We start from the raw sequence: 24,099 nt of genomic DNA on the forward strand, positions 1-24,099 counted from the left end.
ATTAAATAAAACTGAAATATCTAACGCAATCTTAAAGAATTTAGTACAACTGTTACCGAACTAAAACACATTGCCAAAGCTGCCAAATGCGGACTAAGACTTACAAATGGCACAAAACCTGCTGCAATAGGAATGCATAAAGCATTGTAAATGAAAGCCCAAAAAAGATTAAGTTTGATGATGTTTTTAGTTTTTTGAGAAAGCTCAAAACAATAAGCTATTAAAGATAAATCATCTTTTATCAAAATCAAATCTCCGCTTTTTTTAGCAAGCTCACTTGCTTTGGAAAAACTTATACTTGCGCTAGCTAAATTTAAAGCAGGAGCATCGTTAATACCATCTCCTATAAAAAGAACTTTTTCTTTTTTGATTTTTTGTTTTATAAAATCAAGCTTTTGCTCAGGTTTTAAGTCAGAATAGTATTCATCAATATTAAGCTCATTTGCTATTTTAGTAACACTTTTTTTATTATCACCACTTAAAATAATGCTTTTTATACCTTTTTGTTTTAAATTTGCTATCAAATCTTTAGCTTCGTTTTTAAGCTCATTTTTCAAGCAAACCCCGCCAAGACAAATATTATTTTTTGCAAAATACAAATATATAGGTGCTTGATTTTCAAATTCTTGCAAAAATTGTTTGCTTTTTTGTATATCAACACCATTTTCAAGCATTAGTTTTTCATTGCCTATTAAATATTTATCTTCATTTTCTTCATAAAGCAAACCACTCCCCACCAAAACACTTAATTTTCCTTGCAAATTTAAATTTACATTTAATTCTTTAGCAAAAGCCTTTGCGATTGGGTGTGAGCTTAAATTTTCAATTTGGGTAAGTTTTTGAAAATCTTCTTGAGTAAGATTATGCTTATAAATACTTAAATCATCTTGGCTTAAAGTGCCTGTTTTATCAAAAATAGCAAGCTTTATACTGGATAAATTCTCTAATACCGCTGGATTTTTTACTAAGATAAAATTTCTTGCACCATTTGCTAAAGCACTAACTATAGCTATAGGAGTTGCTAAGCCCAAAGCACAAGGACAAGAGATTAAAAGCGTGGCGCAAGCATGCAAAAATGCTGCATTAATTCCTTCTTTAAAACACCAAAAAGCAAATACAAAAAGCGATAAAACAATAATACAAGCTACAAAATAAGCTGAAATTTTATTAGCTAAGTTTGCTAAAGGTGTTTTGACATTACCTGCTTTAAAAACAAGATCTTTGATTTGTTCTAATGAACTTTCAATAGCCTTTTTACTAGCTTTAATCTTTAAGCTTCCATTTATCAGCACAGTTCCTGCTAAAATCTCATCATCTTGCTTTTTAAAAAGCGGCAAAAACTCTCCTGTTAAAAAACTCACATCAACCTCAGCCTCGCCTGCTATAATTACCCCATCAGCGACAACGCTTTCACCCTCTTTTACTAAAATCACATCATTTTCTTTTACAAAAGCACTGGGTATGCTTTTTATACTTCCATCTTCTAAGATTATATTAGCTTTTTTAATATCTATGTTTTTTAATTTATTTTGATACCCTAAGGATTTAAATTTAGCCTTTTCTTCTAAGTATTTACCTAATAAAACAAAGCTTATAATCATCGCTCCGCCACTAAAATATAAATAACCATCTTTGCTAAATACCTCAAAATACACAAAAAAAGAATATATAAAAGAAGTAAAAGCACCTAGAGATATCAAGGTATTCATATCTAAATTTTTATGCCTTAATCCTTTAAGGGCGTGGATAAAAAAACCTTTTCCGCAATAAAAAATCACTATCATAGATAAAAACATTTGAATTAAAGCAGAAACATTTCCTTGAACAAACATTTCAAAATACATCACAATGGAGCTTAAAATTATACTCACGATAAGCTTTGTTTTCATATTTTTAAGCTCTTTGAGTTTAAACTCATATAAATTTTGCTCTTCTTGCAATATTTCAAAACCCAAAGCTTTGATTTTTGCTTTGATTTTTGCTTCCAAAGATAAATCTTTAAGCAAAAACACTCCACTAGAATTGACATAAGAAACACTTACATCTTCTACTCCATCAATTTTTGCACAAACTTTTTCTATAGCATTAGAGCAATTAACACAAGTCATATTGCCTATTTTTAATTTTAACTCATGCTTCATCTATCTCAAAACCTAAATCTTGCAATTGTTTTTTGAACTCTTCAACTTGCTCTGTTTTTAAATCAATCTCAATGCTTTTTGTTTCAACATTTATTTGCATGGTACCAAATTCATCTTCCAATGAAGCCTTGATTAAATTGACACAACTTTGACAATTAATATTTTTAGTTTTTATAATCATTTATTCTCCTTTTTCTCTATATTCATATTTATGAGAGTGAAAAATTTTATTTTTTATAAATTTAAAGCCCATTTTTTCATAAAGCATTTTTGCATTTATATTTTCATCTTCTACGATTAATGAAAGCTTTTTACCATTTTCCAAAGCTTCATTGAAAGCATATTCAATCAATTTCTTAGCAATGCCTTTTCCTCTTGCTTTTTCATCCACACAAATACTATCTAAATAAAACTCATTTTCACATTCTTTTAAAACTTTTTCATTAATTCCTAAAAATTCTAAATGCCCATTTAAAGGCTTATCTAGCTCATCTGCCAAAGCCCCATCATAAAAACAAATCGCACCTAAAATTTCACTATCTTCTTCATAAACATATATATTTTCATAGCTTAAACGATTATTTTCTTGAGTGAAGAAATTTTCTAAAACCTCTATGGCTTTTTGATGATCATTATAACCACTAAGTTTATATATAAAATGATCCATTGCTAAAGCAAGCAATTGTATGCATTTTTTAACATCATCTTTCCTAGCTTTTCTGATCACTCTTTTACTCCTTTAAAATCAAATTTAGACTTCTTAGTTTATACTTTTAACTTTAAAACAATATAAGAAAGAGAGAATTTATGGGAAGAGCGTTTGAATATCGCAGAGCCTCTAAAGAAGCAAGATGGGATAAAATGAGCAAACTTTTTCCAAAACTTGCAAAGGCTATACAAGTAGCAGCAAAAGAAGGCGGAGCTGATCCTGATATGAATCCAAAGCTTCGTAGTGCTATAGCTACTGCAAAAGCTAATAATATGCCAAAAGACAATATCGATGCAGCCATTAAAAGAGCAAGTGGAAAAGATAGTGCTGATATTAAAAATATCCACTATGAAGGAAAAGCAGCACATGGAGCTTTAATCATCGTTGAGTGTATGAGTGATAATCCTACACGCACAGTGGCTAATGTAAAAGCGATTTTTAGTAAAAATGGTGGAGAAATTTTACAAAATGGCTCTTTAACTTTTATGTTTTCACATAAAGCTGTTTTTCATCTTGAAAAATATGATGGAGATTTGGAAGAACTTGAGCTTGAACTTATTGATGCAGGACTTGAAGAACTTGAACAAAATGATGAAGAATTACTAATTATAGGTGATTACACTGCTTTTGGTGAGCTTAGCAATGCTATAGAAAAAAAAGGTTTAGTGCTTAAAAAAGCAGGACTTGAATACCTTGCTAACAATCCTGTAAATTTTAGCGAAGAACAACTTCTTGATATTGAAAAATTGCTTGATAAATTAGATGATGATGATGATGTACAAGCAGTTTATACCAACATAGAATAGGAGCAAAAAATGCTTAAAAAAATCGACACAAAAGATGCAAAAAAATACAATTTTGCTATCATTAGCACCGAAAAAGGTGATATGAAATTAGAATTATTTCCCGATGAAGCACCGCAAACTGTGTGTAATTTTGCTAACTTAGCTAATGATGGTTTTTATGATGAGCTTGTTTTTCACCGTGTGATTCCAAATTTTGTAATACAAGGTGGTTGTCCTTATGGTATAGGTTCAGGTGGTCCTGGCTATGAGATAGAATGTGAATGTGACGATCAAAAACACAAGCACTTAAGAGGTAGCTTATCTATGGCTCATGCTGGTAGAGATACAGGTGGATCGCAATTTTTCATTTGCCACAGTCCACAACCTCATTTGGATGGAGTACATACTATCTTTGGACAAATCAATCCTGAAGATAAAGAAAGTTTGGAAGTACTAGATAGCATTAGAGCAGGAGATAAAATCAAAACTATCCAAATTTTAGAAAAACTTTAATTTTACATCTCCTTAAAATTGTGCTATGATTTTTTAAGGAGATTAACTATGCATTTTATTTTTATTTGTATTCATCTTATTTGTGCTGTATTTTTTATAGCTTATGTATTTTTTGATGTATGTGTTTATCGCTTTGCTTATAAACACCAAAGTAAAGAAGATTGCGATAAAATCAAAAAAGCCTATACTAAATCAAGTATTTTTATTTTTGCTGGTATTTTCATCTTACTTTTACTAAGTGGATTTTATCTTTTGAATTTTTATGAAATTAACTCTTTTTGGGATTTTTTTACAAGTAATTTTGGCATATTTTTATTTATCAAACTTTTATTATTAATAACAATGCTAGTTTTGACTTTTTACTCTTTATTTTTTATAAAAGTTTTAAAAAGAAAAGATCCTTTAAAATCTCATTTGATTGCATTGATTTTATGTATTTTAATAGTCATTTGTGCAAAAGCAATATTATATTTTTAAAACATTAAAACTAAACTTATATCATTAGCATAAAAAATAAAGGTTATTTATGCTTGGTGATATTATAGATTTTTTACTCGCTCTTGCAAAAGATTGGGGTTATTGGGGGATTATTTTTCTTATGTTTGTAGAAAGTTCCTTTTTTCCTTTTCCTAGCGAAGTAGTGATGATACCTGCTGGATATTTAGCTCATCAAAACGAGCTTAACTTTTGGCTATGTCTATTTTGTGGGACTTTTGGAGCTCTTTTAGGAGCTTTGCTTAATTATTATTTATGTTATTTTTTAGGGCGGGAAGTTCTTTTAAAAATATGCAAATATTTTGGAGTTAATGAAACAAAATTTGCTCAGTTTGAAGCTTTTTTTAATAAACATGGTGAAATATCTACCTTTAGTGGTAGATTAATCCCAGGTTTGCGTCAATATATTTCTTTACCTGCCGGACTTGCGAGAATGAATTTAAAAAAATTTATATTTTATACTAGTTTGGGGGCTGGAATTTGGTGTTTAATCTTACTTATATTAGGTTATATTTTAGGTAAAAATGAAGATTTAATCAAAGAATATCTGCATTTTGTTATTGTAGCTTGTATTGTTTTTGCTGCTATGATTGTAGCTATTTATATCTATATCCAAAAAAGAAAAAAGGTATCTTAAAAATTCAATTTTAAATACCTGGTTTCATTAGCTAGGTATTTTATAATTTTCTTTAATTTAATATATATTTTTCTAAAAACATTTAAATTTATACGATTTTATATTTGATTTTTGATAAAATCTTATAAAAATATTTCAAAGAAAATACTATGGAAAAACCATCAATTCAAAATTTAACTAATTTTTTAATCGAATACATTAGTGTTTTTCTAAGTGCTGGAACTTACACAGCAAGAGTGGCAAAGTGCGTTGGAAGAATAGCTAATGCATATGGTTATGAGATTAACATGAATTTTTTCTTTCATCATACTACGCTAAATATTTTTGATAAAGATGATAATTCCATACAAAGAACCTATATCATACCTAATAAACACAATCATATTAATTTTAAACTTATATTAGCACTTAGCGCATTAAGCTGGCAAATTCATGATCATAAATATAACCTAGAAGAAGCTAAATTTTCTCTTTTAAAGCTCAAACAAAGTAAAAGAAATCCTTTTTTAGCGAATTTATTTTTAGTTTCAGTGGCAAACTCAGCATTTTGCAAGCTATTTGGGGGAGATTTTTACGGCTGTTTATTTGTATTTTTAGCTACTTTAGTAGGTTTTAGCTTAAGAGTTTTACTCACTAGAATAAAAATTGATTTAAGAATTCAATACATTATTTGTTCTTTTTTGTCCTCTTTTATTGTATTTTTTGGAGTGGATTTAAAACTCGTGCAAGAAGCTAATGTTGCTTTGGGTTCTAGTATATTGTATTTAATTCCTGGTGTTTATTTTATAAACTCCGTTATAGACATTTTAAAAGATCATATACTCATGGGACTTAGTCGTATTATAAGCGTAGCGATATTAGTGTGTTGTATTGCCATTGGAATTTATACTACTCTTAGTATTAGTGATTTTGGGATTTTAAGATGATTGATTATTCTTCTATACTTTGGGATATGTTTTTTGCAGCTTTAACAGGTTTTGGCTTTGCTTATGTGTGCAATCCACCCTTTAAAACACTCATACTTTCAGCCATATTAGCTGCTATAGCTCATGGTATGCGCTTTACTTTGATGGGGTATTTTGGCTTTCAAACCTTAGCCATTGCAACCTTTATAGCTTCTTTTAGCATAGGCTGTCTTGGTTTATTTTTAGCTAAGATTTTTAAAACACCTGCTGAAATCATAGCTTTTCCCGCTCTCATTCCTATGATACCTGGAATTTATGCATATAAAGCCATATTGTATTTGATTTCTTTTATACGCTCAGAGGATATTAGCGAAAAGACTAATTTCTTGATTCAATTTTTCGATCATTTTTTTACAACGCTTTCAGTAACACTAGCTCTAGCAGTAGGAGTAAGCGTGACTTTACTTTTGTTTTTTGAGCAAAGCTTTATGATGACAAGAAGTATTAAAAAAAGTAAAAATCACGACCAAAATTAATCGTGATTCATTTTATTTTTTGCCTCTATTCCCATAAGTGCAAAAGCTGTTTTAATACTTAAAGCACATACGGCAAAAAGTTTTAAAAGCTCATCTTCATTACTTGAGCCAACTACTTTATTTTCATTATAAAATTTATGAAATAAAGAAGCTAAATTTTTTAAATAATCAGGAATTTTTTGCAAGGCTCTTGACTCAAATACATCATTAAGTACTGCTTTTAAATTTAAACTTTCAAATAAAAGATTCATACCATCTTCATTTAAACTCTCAAATTTAGCATGCATAACATCATTTACACTTTTACCTGCTTTAGTAAATACTTGATGAATTCTCGCATGAGCATAATTAATATAATACACAGGATTAGAGTTATCTTCTTTTTTAAACTCATCTACATCAAACTCTAAATGTGTATCACATTTTTTACTAATAAAAATATATCTTAGCACATCACTACCAAGCTCTTCTAAAACATCACCCATTAAGATGAAATTTCCTGCTCTTTTACTCATTTTATAAGGTTCGCCATTTTTTAATAATGAAACCATTTGCGCTAGAATAATTTCAAGATTTTGACTATCATGTCCTAAAAATTCCATAGCAGCTTTCATTCTAGCTATATAGCCATGATGATCAGCTCCCCATATATTAATACACTTATCATAACCACGGCTCATTTTATCTTTATGATAAACTATATCAGCAGCTAAATAAGTTCCTTTTCCATCATCTTTAATAATCACACGATCTTTTTCATCGCCTTTAGCACTTGATGCAAGCCATATTTTACCATCTTGCTCATAAGTACCACCATGCTCTTTTAAAGCTTTTAAAGTATTTTCTAATTCATTATAATAGCTTGTTTCACTCACATAAGCATCAATAAATATCTTAGCATCGGCTAAATTTTGCTTGATAATTTTAAGCATTTTATCTTTAGCCCAAAGTGCTAATTGCGGAATGTTTTCTTCTACAAAGAAATCTTTTTCAAATTCAGCAAAAGCCTCTTTTGCTACATCTACGATATATTCACCTTTATAATACTCATCAGGATATTGAACTTGCTCTTTTAAACAATGCTCTTTCACTGCAAGTAATATAGAAAGACCTAAAAGATAAATTTGATTACCCGCATCATTGACATAATACTCTGTATCAAATTTATATCCTAAATGCCTAGCAACCCTAGTTAAAGTATCGCCAAAAATAGCTCCTCTAGCATGTCCTATGTGTAAAGGCCCTGTTGGATTTGCACTCACATACTCAAGTAAAAAACTCTGCTCTTTTTTATCATCTTTTGCAAAATTCTCACTATCGCTCAAAGCTTGTGTAGCTAAAGAATTTAAAAAAGCTCTTGAAAGCTTAAAATTTACATAACCATTTAAAGCCTCTACACTTTCAAAACAATCACAATCTTTTAACTTAGCAACAATATCATTAGCAATTATCATAGGGTTTTGCTTTAATTCTTTGGCTAAAGAAAAAGCCAAAGGTGTAGCAAAATGGGCTAGATTTTTATTCTTAGGATTTTCTAAGATAAAATCTCTTCCTAGTTTTTCTTTAATTTCTTTATAAACTAAAGTTTTCAATGTTTTGCCTTAAGCTTTTTTTACTTCTTCATTGTTTTCTTTTACAAGCACATCTTTTTCATTGATTTTTTCAATTTTTTGCGCATCTTCTTGAACGATTTTTTTATCATCTTCTGTGTTCATTTCATCTTTAAAAGTTTTAATACCTTTTCCTAAGCCTTTAGCAAGCTCTGGAATTTTTTTTGCACCAAAAAGTAACACCACAATAAGTAATATAATCAACCATTGAGTTCCGCTTGGCATATGCATTTTATTCTCCTTTATTCCATTGAATTTGAATTTGTTTTAAATCATGTTTTGTACTTTTTAATTTTGAAGCTTCAAAAACTGCTTCTAATTCCCTATAGCTTTTTTCAAGATCATCATTTATGATTAAAAAATCATATCGATCCAAATAAGCCATTTCATCGCTAGCATTTTCTAATCTTTTGCTAATATCTTCTATTTTATCAGTATTTCGCTTAAGCAATCTTTTTTCAAGTTCTTTTTTATTTTTGGTTGTAATAAAGACAGAAGTAATATATTCAGGCATTTTTTCTTTAGCTATACAAAAACCTTGCACATCAATATCAAAAACGACACTTTTACCCTCTTGCAATGCTTTTTTTACGGGGATTAACGAAGTGCCATAATAATTTTTATGCACCAAAGCCCATTCTAAAAAATCACCTTTTTCTATGCCTTGTTTAAATTCTTCTTCGCTGATAAAAAAATAATCTACTCCATTTTTTTCATTTTCCCTAGGAGCTCTTGTTGTACTTGAAATAGAAAAATAAATATTATCTTTTTCTTTAAAAAGCCTTTGAAGCAAGGTACTCTTCCCTGCTCCACTTGGTCCTGAGATAATTAAAATTTGACCACTCAATGTTTATCCTCATCAAAGCTTATATTAATGTTTATATTCATTTTCATGCCTTTTAAGGCTGCTTTTAAAGTATCATCAGTAATGCTTGAAGTAATAGTTTGAGCTATGCTTTTACTAAGTTCATTTACCATTTCATCTTCTTGTAAATTTTCTACTTTTTCTTCAGTATTTATCTTACTCTCCTCTTTCTTTTCTGCAATAACTGGAGTAAGCTCTTCACCTAAAGCTAACATAATATCATTTTCATTTAAATTTGCAAACTCATCTTGTGTATCATCTAAAATTGCGCCCATATTTTCCTCTATATTTTCCTCTATATTTTCCTCTATATTTTCCTCTATATTTTCCTCTATATTTTCCTCTATATTTTCCTCTAAATCTAAAACCTGCGCATTTTCATTATTACTTGCTTCTTGAGTATCAAAATCTTGCATTGACTCCTCATCAAGACCATTCAACTCTTCATCAAGTTCATCAATAGCAGCTAGTTCTTCTTTTATTTTATCTTGAGTGCTTAATTCCTCTTCTGGCTCAAATTCCATAGCTTCATCTTCTAAAAGCTCTTCTACCAAAGGTTCATTTTCTTCTACAACGCTATTATTTTCTTTTATTTCCCCAATAAATTGAGCATCCTCAGGCAAATCATCAAAACTCATCTCTTTTTCACCCATTTCTTCAACCATAGGCAATTCATCAAAAGAATCCATTTTGGCGGGATTTTCTTCTATATTTTCTTCTATATTTTCTTCTATATTTTCTTCTATATTTTCTTCTATATTTTCTTCTATATTTTCTTCTATATTTTCTTCTATATTTTCTTCTATATTTTCTTCTATATTTTCTTCTATATTTTCTTCTATATTTTCTTCTATATTTTCTTCTATATTTTCTTCTATATTTTCTTCTATATTTTCTCCATGTAAATCATCTAGCAACGTCAAATCATCTTTTTTTTCATCTACTAATACATCTGTTGTTTCAGGTATATTGTCAACTTTTAATTCATCATCTAAATTTTCTTCAAAAAATTCTTCTTGCAAACTTAAATCATCTTCACTTAAACTCTCTTCATGCTCAGACAAGTCAATACCAGCTAAAAGTTCATTTCCATCCAAAGGTGTATCTTTATCAATTAAAATATCATCGTCAAAATTTAATTCATCTTCTTCTAAAGTATTATTTTTATCTTCATTTAAAGTTTTTTCACCACCCAAAAGCTCTATAAAGTCAGTTGGCAAAAAAGGTTTATATAAACATTCTACGCCTTCTACTTGCTCTTGATTTCTAGGTAATAAACAAATCAATCTATTACATTTGCTTTTTAAATCATCTAAATTAGCTTCAATATCATGATCTATGATAATAACATCATAAAATTCTCCAAGCTCCTCAGTATTTGTAATTTCTTCAAAATCATAACCTAATTTTTGAACACCTAAACTGATTAGCTTTGAAACAGCCGTATTAGAATTTATCAGCAAAACCTTCATCTGTCATCTCCCAAAATTAAAGAAATATCTTATTTTAAAACATTTTTAATTATTTATTGCTTATATATTAAAAAATAATAATTCCATATGCTCAAAACTTTTCATTGTTAAATTTTTAAAATACTGCATCATAATAAGCAAAATAGCAATAAGCACTGCAAAAGATAAGAATATCTTAATAGGATACCCCACCACTAAAAGATTAAATTGTGGCATAGTTTTCATAAGCATACCAAAAATCACATCTGATAATAAAGATATAGCCAAAACCGGAAAAGCCATAGAAAAACCAAGTACAAAAATATTTACCATGGCTTTATTTAAATAAAGCATTAAATTTTCATGCGGATAAAACCCACCTAAACTAATGTATTCTAGCGAATTAGATATAAAAAGTAAAACTAAATGATGTCCATCAAAGGCCAAAAATACAAGTAAAGCTAATAAATTTAAAACTTGTGAGATTACAGGTGTGTTTGTACCAGTTGTAGGATCCATAACACTAGCCATAGAAAATCCCATGGTAAAAGAAACCTGCTCACCTGCCATTTGTAAAATAGCAAAAGTCATTTGCAAAATCAACCCTGCCATCATACCAAAAAGTACTTCACTTAAAAGATGTAAAATAAAAAAAGAATCAGGTGTATTGCCCTCAAGCTTTGCCAAAGGATATAAAAACATTGTTAAAAATAAAGCTAAGGTTGTTTTTACCACCAAAGGTATACTATTATAAGAAAAAAAAGGGAAAAAAACTATTAACCCACTCATTCTAGCAAACAAAAGCATGAAAATAACTACATTTTCATCGCCTAAATATTTAACAAATTCCATGATTGTTTAAGTGAAAAACCTTGTCGCATTTTTTAGCAAGCTCTTGATCATGCGTAACAAAAATCAAAGCTGCGTTATTTTTCTTGATATAATCAATCAAAATATCCATTACATTTAAAGCATTTTTAAAATCTAAATTTCCAGTAGCTTCATCAGCAAAAATAATCTTTGGCCTTTTGCTTAAAACCCTAGCTATACTTACTCTTTGCTGTTGTCCACCGCTTAGCTTTGTGATTTTTTGATTCATTAAATCTGCAATATCAAGTTTTTTTAATAATTCATAATCAATATTCTGTCGGCTTAAAACACTCGCAAGTTCTATATTTTCAAAAGCCAAAAAACCTTTAAACAAATAATGCATTTGAAAAATAATCCCAAAATCTTTTCTACGAATTTCTAGCAAAGCATCATCATTTAAACCATATAAGTCTTGATTATTATAAAAAACTTTTCCTAATTGAGGTTTTAATAAGGTAGATAAAATATGCAAAAGAGTGGATTTGCCGCATCCACTACTTCCGCATATTGCAATACAATCTTTTGCATTTACAGCAAAATTTAAATTTTCAAAAAGCGGAACATCAAAACTATGGCTTAAATTTTCCGCTTTTAAAAGTTCCATTTTTAACCAATTTGCGCAGCAACTTCAGCAGCAAAATCTTCGGTTTTCTTTTCTAGACCTTCACCTACTTCAAAGCGAATAAATTCAACTATTTTGATAGTTCCGCCTAGCTCTTTTTCTTTATCAGCAATTACTTGCTCGATAGTTTTTTTATCATCCATTACATAAAACTGACCCATTAAAGTAAGTCTGCTATCAAGTTGAGAGTTATCTGCTATAAAACTATTTAACTTACCTGGGATAATATTAGGCCAAATTTTTTCTGGCTTACCTTGTGCTTGAAGCTCAGCTTTAATAGCTTCTTCAGCTGCTTGAATTACCTCTTGAGTTAATTGTTTTCTACTTGCATATTTTGGAATTTTATGCTCTGGCTTGTTAGGATCTTTTAATCTTCTTCTTTCTTCATTTTCTTTTTCTAACTCAGCAACTAAAGCTTTGTATTCATTTTCTACAAAATCCATATCAAGTTCTTCATAAGATAGATAACTTGGTTTCATTGCAGCAATATGCATACAAATATGCTTTAAAAATTCTCCACACTTGCTAGCTGTAGCTTCGCTATCGCAAGCTGCAGCAATAACCACACCAACACGACCATTAGTATGAATATAGCCATTTACTATGCCATTAGCACCTGCTTTTAAAGTAGCAAATCTTCTAACAACTAAATTTTCACCAATAGTTGCAATTTGGCTTTTTAAGTACTCTTCAAATTTAACACCATTAATCTCACTTGAATGTAATTCTTCAACATTTTGAAGACTCTTTGCTTGAATATGTGCTGTTGTATCTTTTGTTAAAGCAATAAATTGTTCGTTTTTAGCAACAAAATCTGTTTCTGAGTTAATTTCACTTACAGTTGCACATTTAAAATCATCACTTACTTTTACGCTTACTAAACCTTCAGCGGCTAAACGATCAGCTTTTTTATCAGCTTTTCCAAGTCCTTTTTCTCTTAAAAGTTGCACTGCTTTTTCAAAATCACCATCTGTGTCTTTTAGAGCATTTTTACAATCCATCATACCTGCGCCAGTACTTTCGCGCAGTTCTTTTACCATTTGTGCAGTGATTTCAGCCATTATTCTTTATCTCCTTCAAAATCTTCTTCACTCATAGCTTCTTCTAAAACTTCTTTTTTTTCTTCTTCAGAGATTGGTTGTTCTTCATTTGCTTCACCATCTTGCTCTCTTAATGCTTTACCTTCATTGATTGCTTCAGCCATTTCTTGGCAGAAAAGTTGAACCGAACGAATTGCATCATCATTTCCTGGAATTGGGAAATCAACTAAGTCAGGATCGCAGTTTGTATCTAGCGGAGCAACTACAGGGATTTTTAATCTATTAGCTTCTTGTACTGCAATTTTTTCTTTAACAGTATCAATAACAAAAATCATATCAGGTTGAGTTTTCATATATCTAATACCACCAAGATATGCTAACAACTTTTCTTTTTTTCTAGTAAGCATTAATGCTTCTTTTTTAGTTAAAAGTTTAATGCTTCCATCTTCTTCCATTTTTTCTATAACTTCTAATTTTCTAATAGATTGGCGGATAGTTCCAAAGTTAGTCATCATACCACCAAGCCATCTGTGATTTACATAAGGCATACCGCATTTTTCAGCATATTCTTTAATCGCTCCACCTGCTTGTTTTTTAGTACCAACAAATAAAATTGTTTTACCTTCTGCAGCAGCATCACGAACGATATTATATGTATATCTAAAGTATCTAAGTGTTTTTTGTAAATCAATTACATAAATACCTTTTCTTTCACCAAAAATAAATTTTTTCATTTTTGGATTCCATCTTCTTGTTTGGTGTCCAAAGTGCACACCGCACTCTAATAAATCTCTCATGCTTACCATGAAATTCTCCTTGAAATAAAATAATTAGGTTTATTCCTCCGCATTCTTTAACCCATAAGCAACCTAATAAGGAAATTAATGCGTGTGAAATGAAAAAATATTATATCAAATTTTATTTTATATTTAGCTTATTATTGAAGAAAAAGAACGCCACAAGGCGTTCTTTGAGTAAATTAGTGTAGTTTAGACCAAACTGATCTTTTCCAACCTATAGCAAAAATACTTAAGATAGCAAAGAATATCATAATATAAATTCCTGTTTGCTCTCTTTCTTCTTTTTTACTATCACCAACTTTTTCAAGATAATTAATAACTTGAGTTTGTGCTTTTTCATTTAAGCCAACTCTTGGCATAGCAGTACCGTGAATTTTCTTTTGAGGTTCGTTAATGAAAATTTCAAGATAATGCGCGCCTTTAGAACGAATCATCATAGATAAATCTGGAGGCGTCATACCAAGATAATTTTTTAAATCAGTCATATTTGAGCTTGAAACAAAGCCATCATATTTTACATCATGACATCTTCCGCAAGCATTTTCAAACGTATGTTTATTTTTAGCAAAATCAAATTCTTTTGCAATTAAAGCCGTTTTTGCTTGCTCTGAAAGCTCTTGATTTTTAGCATATTTTTCTTCTAAATCAGCTTTTAATTTTGCATCAAATTCTTTTTCATATTCACTAGCTGTATTTTTAAAGAATGCAATTAAGTCTGCTAAATCTTGATTATCTTGTGCTTCATCGCCACTTAAAGGATAAGCAGGCATTAAGAATGGATTTTCATCATTAAATTTATGTGAAATTTGCAAAGCTTTAACCGGATCAATGATAAGTGCGGTTAAAAATTTCTCATCATAAATAGCGCCCGCATCACTTAAATCAGGAGGTGTTACACCTAAAGAAGAATCTGTGATAGTAGCAGGAATTCCAGCAGCTTTTACACCATGACATGCAATACAATTTCCTTCAAAAAGCTCTTTTCCTTTTTGTGCATTACCTTTGCTAAAATCGATTTTTGCGATTTTTTCCCATAATTGCTTAGTAGCTTCTTCTTGGCTTTTAGCAAGCTCTAATGCTTTTTGAGCATTAGCTATAGCTTTTTCACTTCCTGAAGCGTTAGCATCCGTTGCTGCTTTTTCTTTTAAAGCAACTTCACCTTTGGTAAATTCTGCATCAGCTTTTGCAAAGTCAAAATTAACCGGAGTTGAAGGAGGATTCATCACTGAATGTGCATAAGGCTCAACCCCCCAATAAACTAAACCTGTGAAAAAGACAACTACAAAAAATATTTTTAATTCTCTCATTATTAGCCCCTTTTTCTTTCCATGATAGTAATAATTGGTAAGACCACTAACAATAATAGTAAAAATACCATAGAAGCATAAAATCCTATCCAAGCGTTAATTCCTGTTGGAGGAAGCTTTCCATAAACTGTTAGTACAATTAAATCTATCAATAATACCCAAAACCATACAAAAAACATTGGTCTTTCGTGTGCTGGTTTTACAACATCACTTCTATCAAGCCAAGGTAACAAGAAGAAAATAATTTGTGCTATACCAAATGCTGCAAGTCCTATATCAAAAGCCTTAATGCTTCCAACATCAAAGAAAAATCCTCTTAAAACTTCATAACTCCACAAGAAATACCACTCAGGATAAATATGAGGAGGTGTTTTTAAAGAATTTGCTGGGTCAAAATTGATTGGATCCATTGCAAAATTAAATTTAAAACATACCAAGTAAAAGAAGAAAATCATAAATAGTGCAATATACATAAAATCTTTAGCTAAAAATCCTGGCCAAAAAGGAATAACTTTAGAACCTTTTGTATCACCTGCTAAATATTTTTCAGCTTCTAAATCAAAATCAATTTCTTCTGAGATTTCATTATTTACATGAGGAATTCTTAAAGAATAAAAGTGGAATGCAATAATTGCCAAAATTACAATAGGCAATAAACATACATGTAGCATAAAAAATCTAGTTAAAGTTGGATCTGAAACTGCAAAATCTCCTCTTATCCAAATAACCAATGCATCACCTATAAAAGGAATTCCACCAAAAAGCTGAGTAATAACTTGAGCAGCCCAAAAGCTCATTTGTCCCCAAGGTAGCATATACCCACTAAATGCTTCTGCTGAAAATACAACAAATAAAAGCATACCACTAATCCAAATCATCTCGCGACCCTTTTTATAAGAGCCATAATAAATTCCTGTTAGCATGTGAATATATATGATTAAAAATACAACCGAAGCAGCCACACCGTGCATATGACGCCAAAGCCAACCATACTCTACTTCTTGCATGATAGTTTTATTTACGCTATCAAAAGCCAAAGCCACATCTGGCTTATAATACATTACCAAAAATAAACCTGAAATAAATAAAATAGCAAAAAGAGTGGTTAAAATAACACCCATTGCCCATAAGAAGTTAATTTGTTTTGGTATCCAATATTGAGCCATTAAAACATTAAAAAGCTTATTTACAGCTAGTCTTTGATCAAGCCAATCTACAATACCGTTTGCTTTTTTTATCTGTGCCATATTAAGCCTCCGCGATCATTTTTTTATATTCTGGACCTTCTTCGCCTAATACTAATTTTGTTCCATCAATTCTAAAAGGAGGAATGTCCAAAGGTCTTGGAGGAGGACCAAATACATTTTTACCACTGGTGTCAAATTCGCCACCATGGCATGCACACTTAAATAATTTTTCACTTGGAGCATAAGCTGGAATACAGCCTAAATGCGTACAAAGACCAATAACTACAGTATAAGCAACATCACCTACAACAACATCTCTATTGCTATCTTTTGCCATATCTGCATCTTTTTTTAAGATAAATATAGGCTTTTTACGCCATTCAATTGTTCTTAGCTCGCCCTCTTTCATACCAGAAAGATCTACAGTAGTAATACCTGCTGCTTTTACACTTGGGAGCGGATCCCATGTTTTTTTCATTGCAACTAATGAAAAAGCACCACCCACAGCAGCTACTGTTCCAAAGGCAAAGCCCATAAAGCTTCGTCTACTTTCAGATGTAGCCATTTTACTTCCTTTGTTTTGATTTGTATGTAAAGCATAGCAGTTTATCTAAAAAATGATAAATTTTTTCTTTGATACAAAAAGCCTTGTTTAAGATATAAAAGTATTTGTTTAAAAAAGATAGTATCTATTTTATTTAAGGCAATAGATACTATATAAATTAGTTTATTTTTTCATTTTGATATAAATATGTAAAATATCCAAAGCAGCAGGAGTAATACCGCTAATTTGCGAAGCAGCAAAAATAGTTGGTGGATTAAATTTTTGCAGTTTTTCCACCACTTCATTACTCAATCCACTCACACTTTTAAAGTCAAATTTTTCAGGAATTTTCAAATCATTTAAATTTTTCATTTTTTCAATTTGTGCTTTTTGCATTGCTATATAATGATAATACTTTGCTTCATTTAAAATTTCATTTAAAGAATACTCATCCATATTTTTAAACATTTCATCTAAAGCTTTTAATTTTTCTATATTAAAACTAGCTCTTGCAACAATTTTTTGCAAGCTCACTATTGAAGTGATCTTTTCTTCTTCAATACTTTGTAAAAATTCATTATTTTGCTTACTTGGTGTCCATGTAGTTTGAAGTAAAAACTCAAGTCCTTTGTCAACATTTTGTTTTATATTATCAATATATGCATAATCTTCTTGACTTAAAAGTTTAAAATTATATCCATATTCTCCAAGTCTTAAAATAGCATTTTCTTCTCTTAAGAGCAGTCTATACTCAGCTCTTGAAGTAAACATTCTATAAGGCTCTTTGGTGCCTTTCATCACTAAATCATCAATCAACACCCCTATATAAGCTTCATCACGCCTTAGCACAAAAGGTTCTTTTTCATCAATTGCTAAAACCGCATTTACTCCTGCCATAAAACCTTGCGCAGCAGCTTCCTCATAACCAGTAGTTCCATTAATTTGTCCAGCACAATATAAATTTTTAATCTTTTTAGTTTCTAAAGTATGCTTTAGCTCTGTTGGATCAATGTAATCATACTCTATAGCATAACCAAAACGCGTGATTTTAGCATTTTCAAAACCTTTTATACTTCTTAACATCGCAATTTGCACTTCATAAGGTAAAGAAGTAGAAAAACCGTTAATATAATACTCTGTCGCATCTTTAGTTTGTGGCTCTATAAATAAATGATGACTTTCTTTATCACCAAAACGATTAATTTTATCTTCTATAGAAGGACAATATCTTGGTCCTATACCTTCAATTTGCCCTGTAAAAAGCGGAGCGCGGTAAAAGTTACTTTTTATAATCTCATGTGTTTTTAAATTTGTTCTTGCTATATAACATGGAAGTTGATTAGGCTTGAAATTTTTCGTTTTAAAACTAAAAGCTTTAGGGTTTTCATCTCCGGGTTGAATTTCTAAAACACTAAAATCAATACTTTTAGCGTCAACCCTTGGACAAGTTCCTGTTTTTAATCTTCCTACTTTTAAACCACTTTGTTTTAAGTAATCTCCCAAATTTACAGACGCAAGCTCACCTACCCTACCTGCTTGAAGCTTGGTTTCACCTATATGGATAAGTCCATTTAAAAAAGTTCCTGTTGTAAGTATGATTTTTTTGGCAAAATATGTATTTTCTAAATTAGTTTTAACACCCTTAACTTCATCATTTTCTATAAGTAAAGACAAAGCTTGCTCTTGAGAAATTTCTAAATTTTCAAGTTTTAAAAGCTTATTTCTAGCACAAATTCTATAAGCGTCCATATCAATTTGCGCTCTACTTCCGCGCACTGCAACACCTTTGCTTTCATTTAAAATTCTAAATTGAATTCCAGCCTCATCAGTAATTTGTCCCATAAGTCCACCCATAGCATCAAGCTCTTTTACCAAATGTCCTTTTGCTAAACCGCCTATAGCGGGATTACAACTTGCAGCACCAATTTGCTCGATTAAAGTAGTTAAAAGTAAAGTTTTTTTACCCATTCTAGCGGCAGCAGCACTAGCCTCAACTCCAGCATGCCCGCCACCTATTACGATTATATCATACATATTTTGACCTCATTTTTATAAAAAGGCAAAAATTATATAATATTTTTTAAAATAAAATACTAAAAATACTTTTTGAAATTTAAAAGTTTTAGATAAAATCTCATAAAAATTAAAGGTATTGAATGTTTAATGGATTAATCCGCGAATTAGCCTTTGTCAAATCATATCAAAACAACACTTTAAGATTAAAAGCAAACTACAAACCAAAACTAGGTGATAGCATAGCAGTTAATGGTGCGTGTTTGAGCGTAACAAAACTTTTTGATGATGGTTTTAACCTTGAACTTTCTTATGAAACAAGAACTCACATAGCTATTGAAAATTTAAAAGATTATGTACATATTGAACCTGCACTAGCTTATGGCGATAGAATAGATGGACATTTAATGCAAGGACATATTGATGGTATAGGTGAAATTACTAATATTTCTAAAAAGGAAAACGGGGTTGATTTTTATATTAAATGTCCTGATGATATACAAATTTATATGGCAAATAAAGCAAGTGTAGCCATAGATGGGGTGAGCTTAACTATCAATGAAGTTTTAAAAGATGATATTCGTTTAACTATCATTCCCGTAACCTTTAATGAAACCTTGTTTAAAAATTACACCATAGGAAGACGCGTGAATATAGAAAGCGATCTTTTGGCAAGATATATGCACAGACAATTAAATTATAAAAAAGAAATCTCATGGCAACAAATAGACAAAATTACATCACTTTATTAGAAAATGATTTTGCAAAAGCTTTTGTAGCTTTTGATCAAGATTATAATATTTTTAGAGCAAAATTTCATGATAATATTTTTCCTTGGGAAAATTCAATAAAAAAGTGTATATTTTTAAATCAAATTCATTCTAATATCATCACTCATTATAATAAAGATTTTCATTTTAACGCTGATGGGATAATTAGCAATGAAAAAAATATAGCTTTGTGTATTTTAAGTGCTGATTGCTTGCCTTTGCTTTTATATGATAATGAAAATAAAGCCGTAGCAGCTTTGCATTCAGGTAGAAAAGGTTGTTTTGAAAATATCTTAAAAGAAGCTGTTTTAAAAATGCAAAAAAGCTTTAACACTCAAACAAAGAATTTAAAACTCATCATTTCAGCAGGAATTTGTGCTAAAAATTATGAAATTAATGGCGAGATTTTAAATTATAGCAAAGAAAATTTTGCACCTTTTTCACATGAAAATAAGCTTGATTTAAAAGCATTAGTTAAATTTCAAGCAAAAGAATTAGGTGTTAATGATATTTTTGATATCAATCTTTGCACATTTGATGATGAGAGATTTTTTTCTTATAGAAAAAACCAAACTCCAAAGCGCATTGCTAGCGTGATTTATTTAAAGGATTAAAATGTATGAAGTAAAAAATTTACTTGCTTTGAAACTTTTACAAAAGGCTAGAGAATTTGGCGATAACGACCTAAGCAACGAAGTTTTAATCACTCAAATGCTAAACCACACCCCACAAACTCTAAATCAAAACGATACAAAAAATTTAAATGAATTTATCACAACGCTTATAAATGCTAAAGAAAAGGCTAAAATGAGCAATAAATAATTTTAATTTTTCCAAGTTAAAATGAATTTTGTTCCTTTATTTAGTTCACTTTCTACTTTTATTTTTATATTATGCTCTTTACAAATTTTATCTACCAAAGAAAGCCCTATACCAAAACCACCTTGATTTTCATTAAATCTTGAATAACGTTCAAAAATATTAGCCAAATTTTCTTTTGCTATACCACAACCACTATCTGTTATTATAAGTTTTTGCTCTAAAAGTGTTATTTTAATATAACCATTTTTTATATTATATTTTATAGCGTTATTAACAAGATTATCAAACATTTTAAAAAACTGCTCTTTGTTAGCATAAATTTTTCCATCATTTTCCAAGCTAAGCTCTAAGTCGATATTTTTTTGCTCCAAAAATATCTTGAAATACTCCATTCTTTCTTTAATCAAATCTTTTAAAAATATCCAATCTTTTTTAGCTTCATAAGCTTGAGAAAAATTTAAAAAAGTTAAATCTGAATACAAATGACTCAAAGTCAAAGCCGCTATTTTTACACGCTTTAAAGCCTTAATTTCTTCAAAATTCTTTTTTCTTTCCAAACTCTCTACACTCATTAATATCGCACTAATTGGCGTATTAATCTCATGAGTAGTATCTTTTATAAAATTATTTAAAAATCTTATCCTCATTTCTAAAGGCTTGAGCGCAAATTTAAGGATTAAATACCCCATTATACTTACAAAAATCAAAGAAAAAACCATAGCCAAAGCTACTTTAAACCTTATAAATCCAAGCTCTTTAGAAATATCATCACCTTGTACTAAAACCCTCAAACGATTAACATCACCTAAAATTTCTAAAGCATTTTGACTTTGCGCGTTTGCAAGCAATAAATTATTTAAATTCACATCAGCTACATAAATTAGAGTGTTATTATTATAAATATTTGCATTATTAAGTTTAAAAAAAGTTGTTTGAGCGGGCAAATCTAGGTTAGAAAAATAAACTTTTGTTCTATCGAATATTGCAAATTTTATATTAGAAATTTGAGCAATTTTTCTAGCACCTTTTTCTATAGGCTCAAAACGTAATTTTTCCATTTGTAAAATTACAAAACGGTGTTCTTGTCTTAATTTTATGCTATGCTCAGTTACTAATTCTTCTATTAACTTTGCATACCATACACCAAAAAGCACTATAAGAACACTTCCTATACTTACTAAATACAAAGAAAGAATTTGCCATGCAACGCGCTTGGCTTCATACATAACAATACCCTCTTCCTCTTTGGTTGACAATGCTATCTTTACCTAAAATTTTTCGTAAATTTTTTACATAAGCCCTTAAACTAAGTTCGCTTGGCTCTTGATCATACTCCCAAATTTCTTCAAAAATACAAGCAGTATCTATAAATTTACCTTTGTTTTTTAAAAGTAAAGATAAAAGCTTTAATTCTTTTAAAGGCAGGGTTAAAGGCTTGTCATCTTGGTATAAAGTTTGCGAAACAAAAGCAAATTTAAAACCATTTCCTAAGTCTTCATAATCTTCATTTTTATGAGCAAAAGAACGCTTTAAAATAGCATTAATTCTTATTTTTAACTCCTGCAATTCAAAAGGCTTTTTAATATAATCATCACAACCGCTTTCAAATCCCTTTTGCAAATCCATAGTAGTATTTAATGAAGTCATAAAAATAGCCGGTGTGTATTTACCTGCCTCTCTTAAATTTTTAAGCACACTAAAACCATCACCTTGTGGAACTTTTACATCTAAAATCCATAAATCAAAATTTTTCTCATAAGCTTTATCTTGTGCATCTTGAGCATTATCTACTAAAGTAACTACAAAACCTTCTTCTTCTAAAAATTCACTAACAATTTCCCCTAAATTAATATCATCTTCTAACAAAAGAATTTGTGTGGCCATTTTTAACCTTTTTATTATATTTTACTTAAAACATTATATTTTTTTTGTGTAAATTAAATGTGAATTTAGCGGAGTTAAAGCCAAATATTTATAAAATATTAACCGTTTTATATTTTGTACTTAGGATTTGTTATGCTACCTGAATGGGATCAAAAATACAGTATTAATAATGCAAAAATTGATGCCCAGCACCAAAAACTCTTCGAGCTTGCTACTAGAGTTGAAGAAATTTCAGATAGATCGATTTATCAAGTAGAACTTAAAAAGATAGTTGCTGAATTTTTTCACTATATTAAAATTCATTTTCAAGATGAGGAAAACTATATGGCTGAGATTAATTATCCTTATTTAAACCAACACAAACTTATGCGTAAACAAATCACACAATCTATGGTAAAACTCATACAAAGCATAAAAAGCACCAATGACCTAAAAGAAAAATTATACATAGTGGTTAATTCATGGCTTATAGAACACATCATTCAGCATGATATGATGATAGAACATTGGAGACAAAGCACACAAGCAAAGAATTCTTCAGACACCTTCGAAAAAGAAAAACCAAAACCAAAAAATTTTTATATCAATGTCAATGTGAAGGAAAAACCCACAAAGTCCCTTATGATATTCATTTAAAAATACAATATTCTAAAGCACAATTTAAATGTAAAAAATGCTCTACTAATTTAATTTTATGTAAAGAAAAAAACTGAAATTTAATAAAAATTAATCATAATTTAAAATATTGTAAATTATAATACATCAAGAACTCTCCCACAAACCAAACAAGGGGTTTTAGTATGTTACCAAAATGGTGCGACAAATATAGTATTCACAATGAAGAAATCGACAAGCAGCACCAAAAACTTTTTGAACTTGCTGCCAATGTTGAGATGATTTCGGATAAACCTATTCATAAAGGACAGATTAAATTTTTACTTGCGGATTTTTTCAATTATATGAAAGAACATTTTGCCGAAGAAGAAAAATATATGGCGAAAATAGGCTATCCTGAACTTGCTAATCATCAAAAAATTCACAAAAGCATTATTCAATCCATGATAGATTTGATTCAAAATTTAAAAAGTACTAATGATTTAAAAGAAAAACTCAATATTATTGCGTCTAAATGGCTTTTAGAGCATATTTTAAGAGAAGATATAAAAATAGAAAAATGGCATCAAGCCCAACTTAGCAAAAAAGACAAAAATACAAACTTAGGTGAATTGCAAGAATTTTATGAATACATTTGTTCTTGTGCAGATAAAATTCACAAAGTTCCTTATGAAATTCACCAAAAAATACAAACAACTAACACAAATTATAAATGTAAAGCTTGTCAAGAAGCAATAAGACCAAAATAAAGGCTATACAATGAATAAAAGATATACTCTAACTCTTTCAGAAGAACTTTACGAACGCTTAAATCAAACTGCGAAATTTTCTAAAAAGAAAAAAGCTGAAATTTTACGCAACGCTTTAGAAAATTATCTTGATGAGATGGAAGATTTTGCTCCAGCTATAGAAGCTTTAGAAGATCTAAAAGATGGAGATAGTAAAAAGCTAGATAGTATTATCAAAAAATTAAAATGC

General features: G+C 29.8%; 28 protein-coding genes and 1 pseudogene. 12 read left to right on the plus strand and 17 right to left on the minus strand.

Features of this window, described 5'->3' with window-relative positions; all coding sequences use genetic code 11:
* Window positions 1–20: 20 nt before the first annotated feature.
* Genes CAMP18497_RS05190 through CAMP18497_RS05200 form a run of 3 tightly spaced genes read right to left on the minus strand, consistent with a single transcriptional unit; the run spans window position 21 to window position 2,868 of the window.
* The gene (locus CAMP18497_RS05190; protein ID WP_337212905.1) at window positions 21–2,141 is read right to left on the minus strand and encodes a heavy metal translocating P-type ATPase; all 2,121 of its coding nucleotides are present in this window, start codon (window positions 2,139–2,141) and stop codon (window positions 21–23) included.
* A complete protein-coding gene (locus tag CAMP18497_RS05195; RefSeq protein ID WP_264283908.1) occupies window positions 2,131–2,322 on the minus strand; it encodes a heavy-metal-associated domain-containing protein in 192 nt (63 codons plus the stop codon). Before CAMP18497_RS05195 ends, CAMP18497_RS05190 begins: the two co-directional genes overlap by 11 nt.
* The gene (locus CAMP18497_RS05200; protein ID WP_337212908.1) at window positions 2,323–2,868 is read right to left on the minus strand and encodes a GNAT family N-acetyltransferase; all 546 of its coding nucleotides are present in this window, start codon (window positions 2,866–2,868) and stop codon (window positions 2,323–2,325) included.
* Window positions 2,869–2,948: 80 nt separating this feature from the next.
* Here CAMP18497_RS05200 and CAMP18497_RS05205 point away from each other — a divergent pair, with 80 nt between their 5' ends.
* From CAMP18497_RS05205 to CAMP18497_RS05230, 6 genes are all read left to right on the plus strand, one after another.
* Complete coding sequence (locus tag CAMP18497_RS05205) at window positions 2,949–3,656, plus strand: YebC/PmpR family DNA-binding transcriptional regulator (protein ID WP_337212910.1); 708 nt, start codon at window positions 2,949–2,951, stop codon at window positions 3,654–3,656.
* Between the two features lie 9 nt (window positions 3,657–3,665).
* Window positions 3,666–4,148: a peptidylprolyl isomerase gene (locus CAMP18497_RS05210; protein WP_263677775.1), complete on the plus strand. Its 483-nt coding sequence runs from the start codon at window positions 3,666–3,668 to the stop codon at window positions 4,146–4,148.
* A gap of 48 nt (window positions 4,149–4,196) precedes the next feature.
* Window positions 4,197–4,625, plus strand: coding sequence for a trehalose-6-phosphate synthase (locus CAMP18497_RS05215; RefSeq protein WP_337212912.1), 429 nt, complete (start codon window positions 4,197–4,199; stop codon window positions 4,623–4,625).
* A 49-nt stretch (window positions 4,626–4,674) separates the two neighbouring features.
* Entirely contained in the window at window positions 4,675–5,280 is a 606-nt protein-coding gene (locus tag CAMP18497_RS05220) for a DedA family protein (RefSeq protein ID WP_337212914.1), read from the plus strand.
* A gap of 149 nt (window positions 5,281–5,429) precedes the next feature.
* Entirely contained in the window at window positions 5,430–6,206 is a 777-nt protein-coding gene (locus CAMP18497_RS05225; protein ID WP_337212916.1) for a threonine/serine exporter family protein, read from the plus strand.
* A complete protein-coding gene (locus CAMP18497_RS05230) occupies window positions 6,203–6,721 on the plus strand; it encodes a threonine/serine exporter family protein (RefSeq protein ID WP_039618755.1) in 519 nt (172 codons plus the stop codon). The genes CAMP18497_RS05225 and CAMP18497_RS05230 overlap by 4 nt, the downstream gene beginning before the upstream one ends.
* Here the strand turns inward: CAMP18497_RS05230 and argS are convergent.
* The 12 genes from argS to mnmG form a co-directional block, all read right to left on the minus strand.
* Window positions 6,718–8,313, minus strand: coding sequence for an arginine--tRNA ligase (gene argS / locus CAMP18497_RS05235; RefSeq protein WP_337212919.1), 1,596 nt, complete (start codon window positions 8,311–8,313; stop codon window positions 6,718–6,720). The genes CAMP18497_RS05230 and argS overlap by 4 nt on opposite strands.
* A gap of 9 nt (window positions 8,314–8,322) precedes the next feature.
* Entirely contained in the window at window positions 8,323–8,562 is a 240-nt protein-coding gene (locus tag CAMP18497_RS05240; protein ID WP_039618758.1) for a twin-arginine translocase TatA/TatE family subunit, read from the minus strand.
* Between the two features lies 1 nt (window position 8,563).
* The gene (locus tag CAMP18497_RS05245; protein ID WP_039628617.1) at window positions 8,564–9,178 is read right to left on the minus strand and encodes a deoxyguanylate kinase / guanylate kinase; all 615 of its coding nucleotides are present in this window, start codon (window positions 9,176–9,178) and stop codon (window positions 8,564–8,566) included.
* Window positions 9,175–10,668: a hypothetical protein gene (locus CAMP18497_RS05250; RefSeq protein WP_337212922.1), complete on the minus strand. Its 1,494-nt coding sequence runs from the start codon at window positions 10,666–10,668 to the stop codon at window positions 9,175–9,177. The genes CAMP18497_RS05245 and CAMP18497_RS05250 overlap by 4 nt, the downstream gene beginning before the upstream one ends.
* A 60-nt stretch (window positions 10,669–10,728) precedes the next feature.
* Window positions 10,729–11,499: a flagellar biosynthetic protein FliR gene (fliR, locus tag CAMP18497_RS05255; protein WP_337212924.1), complete on the minus strand. Its 771-nt coding sequence runs from the start codon at window positions 11,497–11,499 to the stop codon at window positions 10,729–10,731.
* Entirely contained in the window at window positions 11,486–12,121 is a 636-nt protein-coding gene (locus CAMP18497_RS05260) for an ABC transporter ATP-binding protein (RefSeq protein ID WP_337212926.1), read from the minus strand. The genes fliR and CAMP18497_RS05260 overlap by 14 nt, the downstream gene beginning before the upstream one ends.
* Before the next feature lie 2 nt (window positions 12,122–12,123).
* Window positions 12,124–13,200 (minus strand): translation elongation factor Ts, encoded by a 1,077-nt coding sequence (gene tsf / locus CAMP18497_RS05265; RefSeq protein WP_039626638.1) that lies wholly within the window; start codon window positions 13,198–13,200, stop codon window positions 12,124–12,126.
* Window positions 13,200–13,985, minus strand: coding sequence for a 30S ribosomal protein S2 (rpsB, locus tag CAMP18497_RS05270; RefSeq protein WP_012661799.1), 786 nt, complete (start codon window positions 13,983–13,985; stop codon window positions 13,200–13,202). The genes tsf and rpsB overlap by 1 nt, the downstream gene beginning before the upstream one ends.
* A gap of 173 nt (window positions 13,986–14,158) precedes the next feature.
* Window positions 14,159–15,286 carry a c-type cytochrome gene (locus CAMP18497_RS05275; protein WP_337212929.1) on the minus strand — a complete coding sequence of 376 codons (1,128 nt, stop codon included), beginning with the start codon at window positions 15,284–15,286 and terminating at the stop codon, window positions 14,159–14,161.
* A 2-nt stretch (window positions 15,287–15,288) separates the two neighbouring features.
* Window positions 15,289–16,533: a ubiquinol cytochrome c oxidoreductase, cytochrome b subunit gene (locus tag CAMP18497_RS05280; RefSeq protein WP_039618771.1), complete on the minus strand. Its 1,245-nt coding sequence runs from the start codon at window positions 16,531–16,533 to the stop codon at window positions 15,289–15,291.
* A 1-nt stretch (window position 16,534) separates the two neighbouring features.
* The gene (locus tag CAMP18497_RS05285) at window positions 16,535–17,038 is read right to left on the minus strand and encodes a ubiquinol cytochrome c oxidoreductase, 2Fe-2S subunit (RefSeq protein ID WP_039618773.1); all 504 of its coding nucleotides are present in this window, start codon (window positions 17,036–17,038) and stop codon (window positions 16,535–16,537) included.
* 162 nt (window positions 17,039–17,200) lie between these two features.
* Window positions 17,201–19,051 carry a tRNA uridine-5-carboxymethylaminomethyl(34) synthesis enzyme MnmG gene (gene mnmG, locus CAMP18497_RS05290; RefSeq protein WP_263678061.1) on the minus strand — a complete coding sequence of 617 codons (1,851 nt, stop codon included), beginning with the start codon at window positions 19,049–19,051 and terminating at the stop codon, window positions 17,201–17,203.
* Between the two features lie 122 nt (window positions 19,052–19,173).
* Between mnmG and ribE the strand changes: the two genes are divergently transcribed.
* The 3 genes from ribE to CAMP18497_RS05305 are packed head-to-tail and all read left to right on the plus strand — an operon-like array spanning window position 19,174 to window position 20,622.
* The gene (gene ribE, locus CAMP18497_RS05295) at window positions 19,174–19,782 is read left to right on the plus strand and encodes a riboflavin synthase (protein ID WP_337212932.1); all 609 of its coding nucleotides are present in this window, start codon (window positions 19,174–19,176) and stop codon (window positions 19,780–19,782) included.
* On the plus strand, window positions 19,746–20,414 hold the full coding sequence (gene pgeF / locus CAMP18497_RS05300; protein WP_337212934.1) for a peptidoglycan editing factor PgeF: 669 nt from the start codon (window positions 19,746–19,748) through the stop codon (window positions 20,412–20,414). The genes ribE and pgeF overlap by 37 nt, the downstream gene beginning before the upstream one ends.
* A gap of 1 nt (window position 20,415) precedes the next feature.
* A complete protein-coding gene (locus tag CAMP18497_RS05305; RefSeq protein WP_214135366.1) occupies window positions 20,416–20,622 on the plus strand; it encodes a hypothetical protein in 207 nt (68 codons plus the stop codon).
* 2 nt (window positions 20,623–20,624) lie between these two features.
* Here the strand turns inward: CAMP18497_RS05305 and CAMP18497_RS05310 are convergent, their stop codons facing one another.
* Window positions 20,625–21,878: a sensor histidine kinase gene (locus tag CAMP18497_RS05310; RefSeq protein ID WP_263678058.1), complete on the minus strand. Its 1,254-nt coding sequence runs from the start codon at window positions 21,876–21,878 to the stop codon at window positions 20,625–20,627.
* Window positions 21,841–22,506 (minus strand): two-component system response regulator DccR, encoded by a 666-nt coding sequence (dccR, locus tag CAMP18497_RS05315; protein ID WP_047208461.1) that lies wholly within the window; start codon window positions 22,504–22,506, stop codon window positions 21,841–21,843. The genes CAMP18497_RS05310 and dccR overlap by 38 nt, the downstream gene beginning before the upstream one ends.
* 132 nt (window positions 22,507–22,638) lie before the next feature.
* Here dccR and CAMP18497_RS05320 point away from each other — a divergent pair.
* The 3 genes and pseudogenes from CAMP18497_RS05320 to CAMP18497_RS05330 all read left to right on the plus strand — a co-directional run.
* Window positions 22,639–23,219: pseudogene (locus tag CAMP18497_RS05320) on the plus strand (bacteriohemerythrin).
* Window positions 23,220–23,306: 87 nt separating this feature from the next.
* Window positions 23,307–23,870 carry a bacteriohemerythrin gene (locus CAMP18497_RS05325; protein ID WP_337212939.1) on the plus strand — a complete coding sequence of 188 codons (564 nt, stop codon included), beginning with the start codon at window positions 23,307–23,309 and terminating at the stop codon, window positions 23,868–23,870.
* 10 nt (window positions 23,871–23,880) lie between these two features.
* Window positions 23,881–24,099 (plus strand): ribbon-helix-helix protein, CopG family (locus tag CAMP18497_RS05330; RefSeq protein WP_263678054.1); only part of this gene is annotated, 219 nt, incomplete at its 3' end.

The organism is Campylobacter sp. W0066.1, from assembly GCF_024723635.1.
GTDB lineage: Bacteria > Campylobacterota > Campylobacteria > Campylobacterales > Campylobacteraceae > Campylobacter_D > Campylobacter_D lari_C.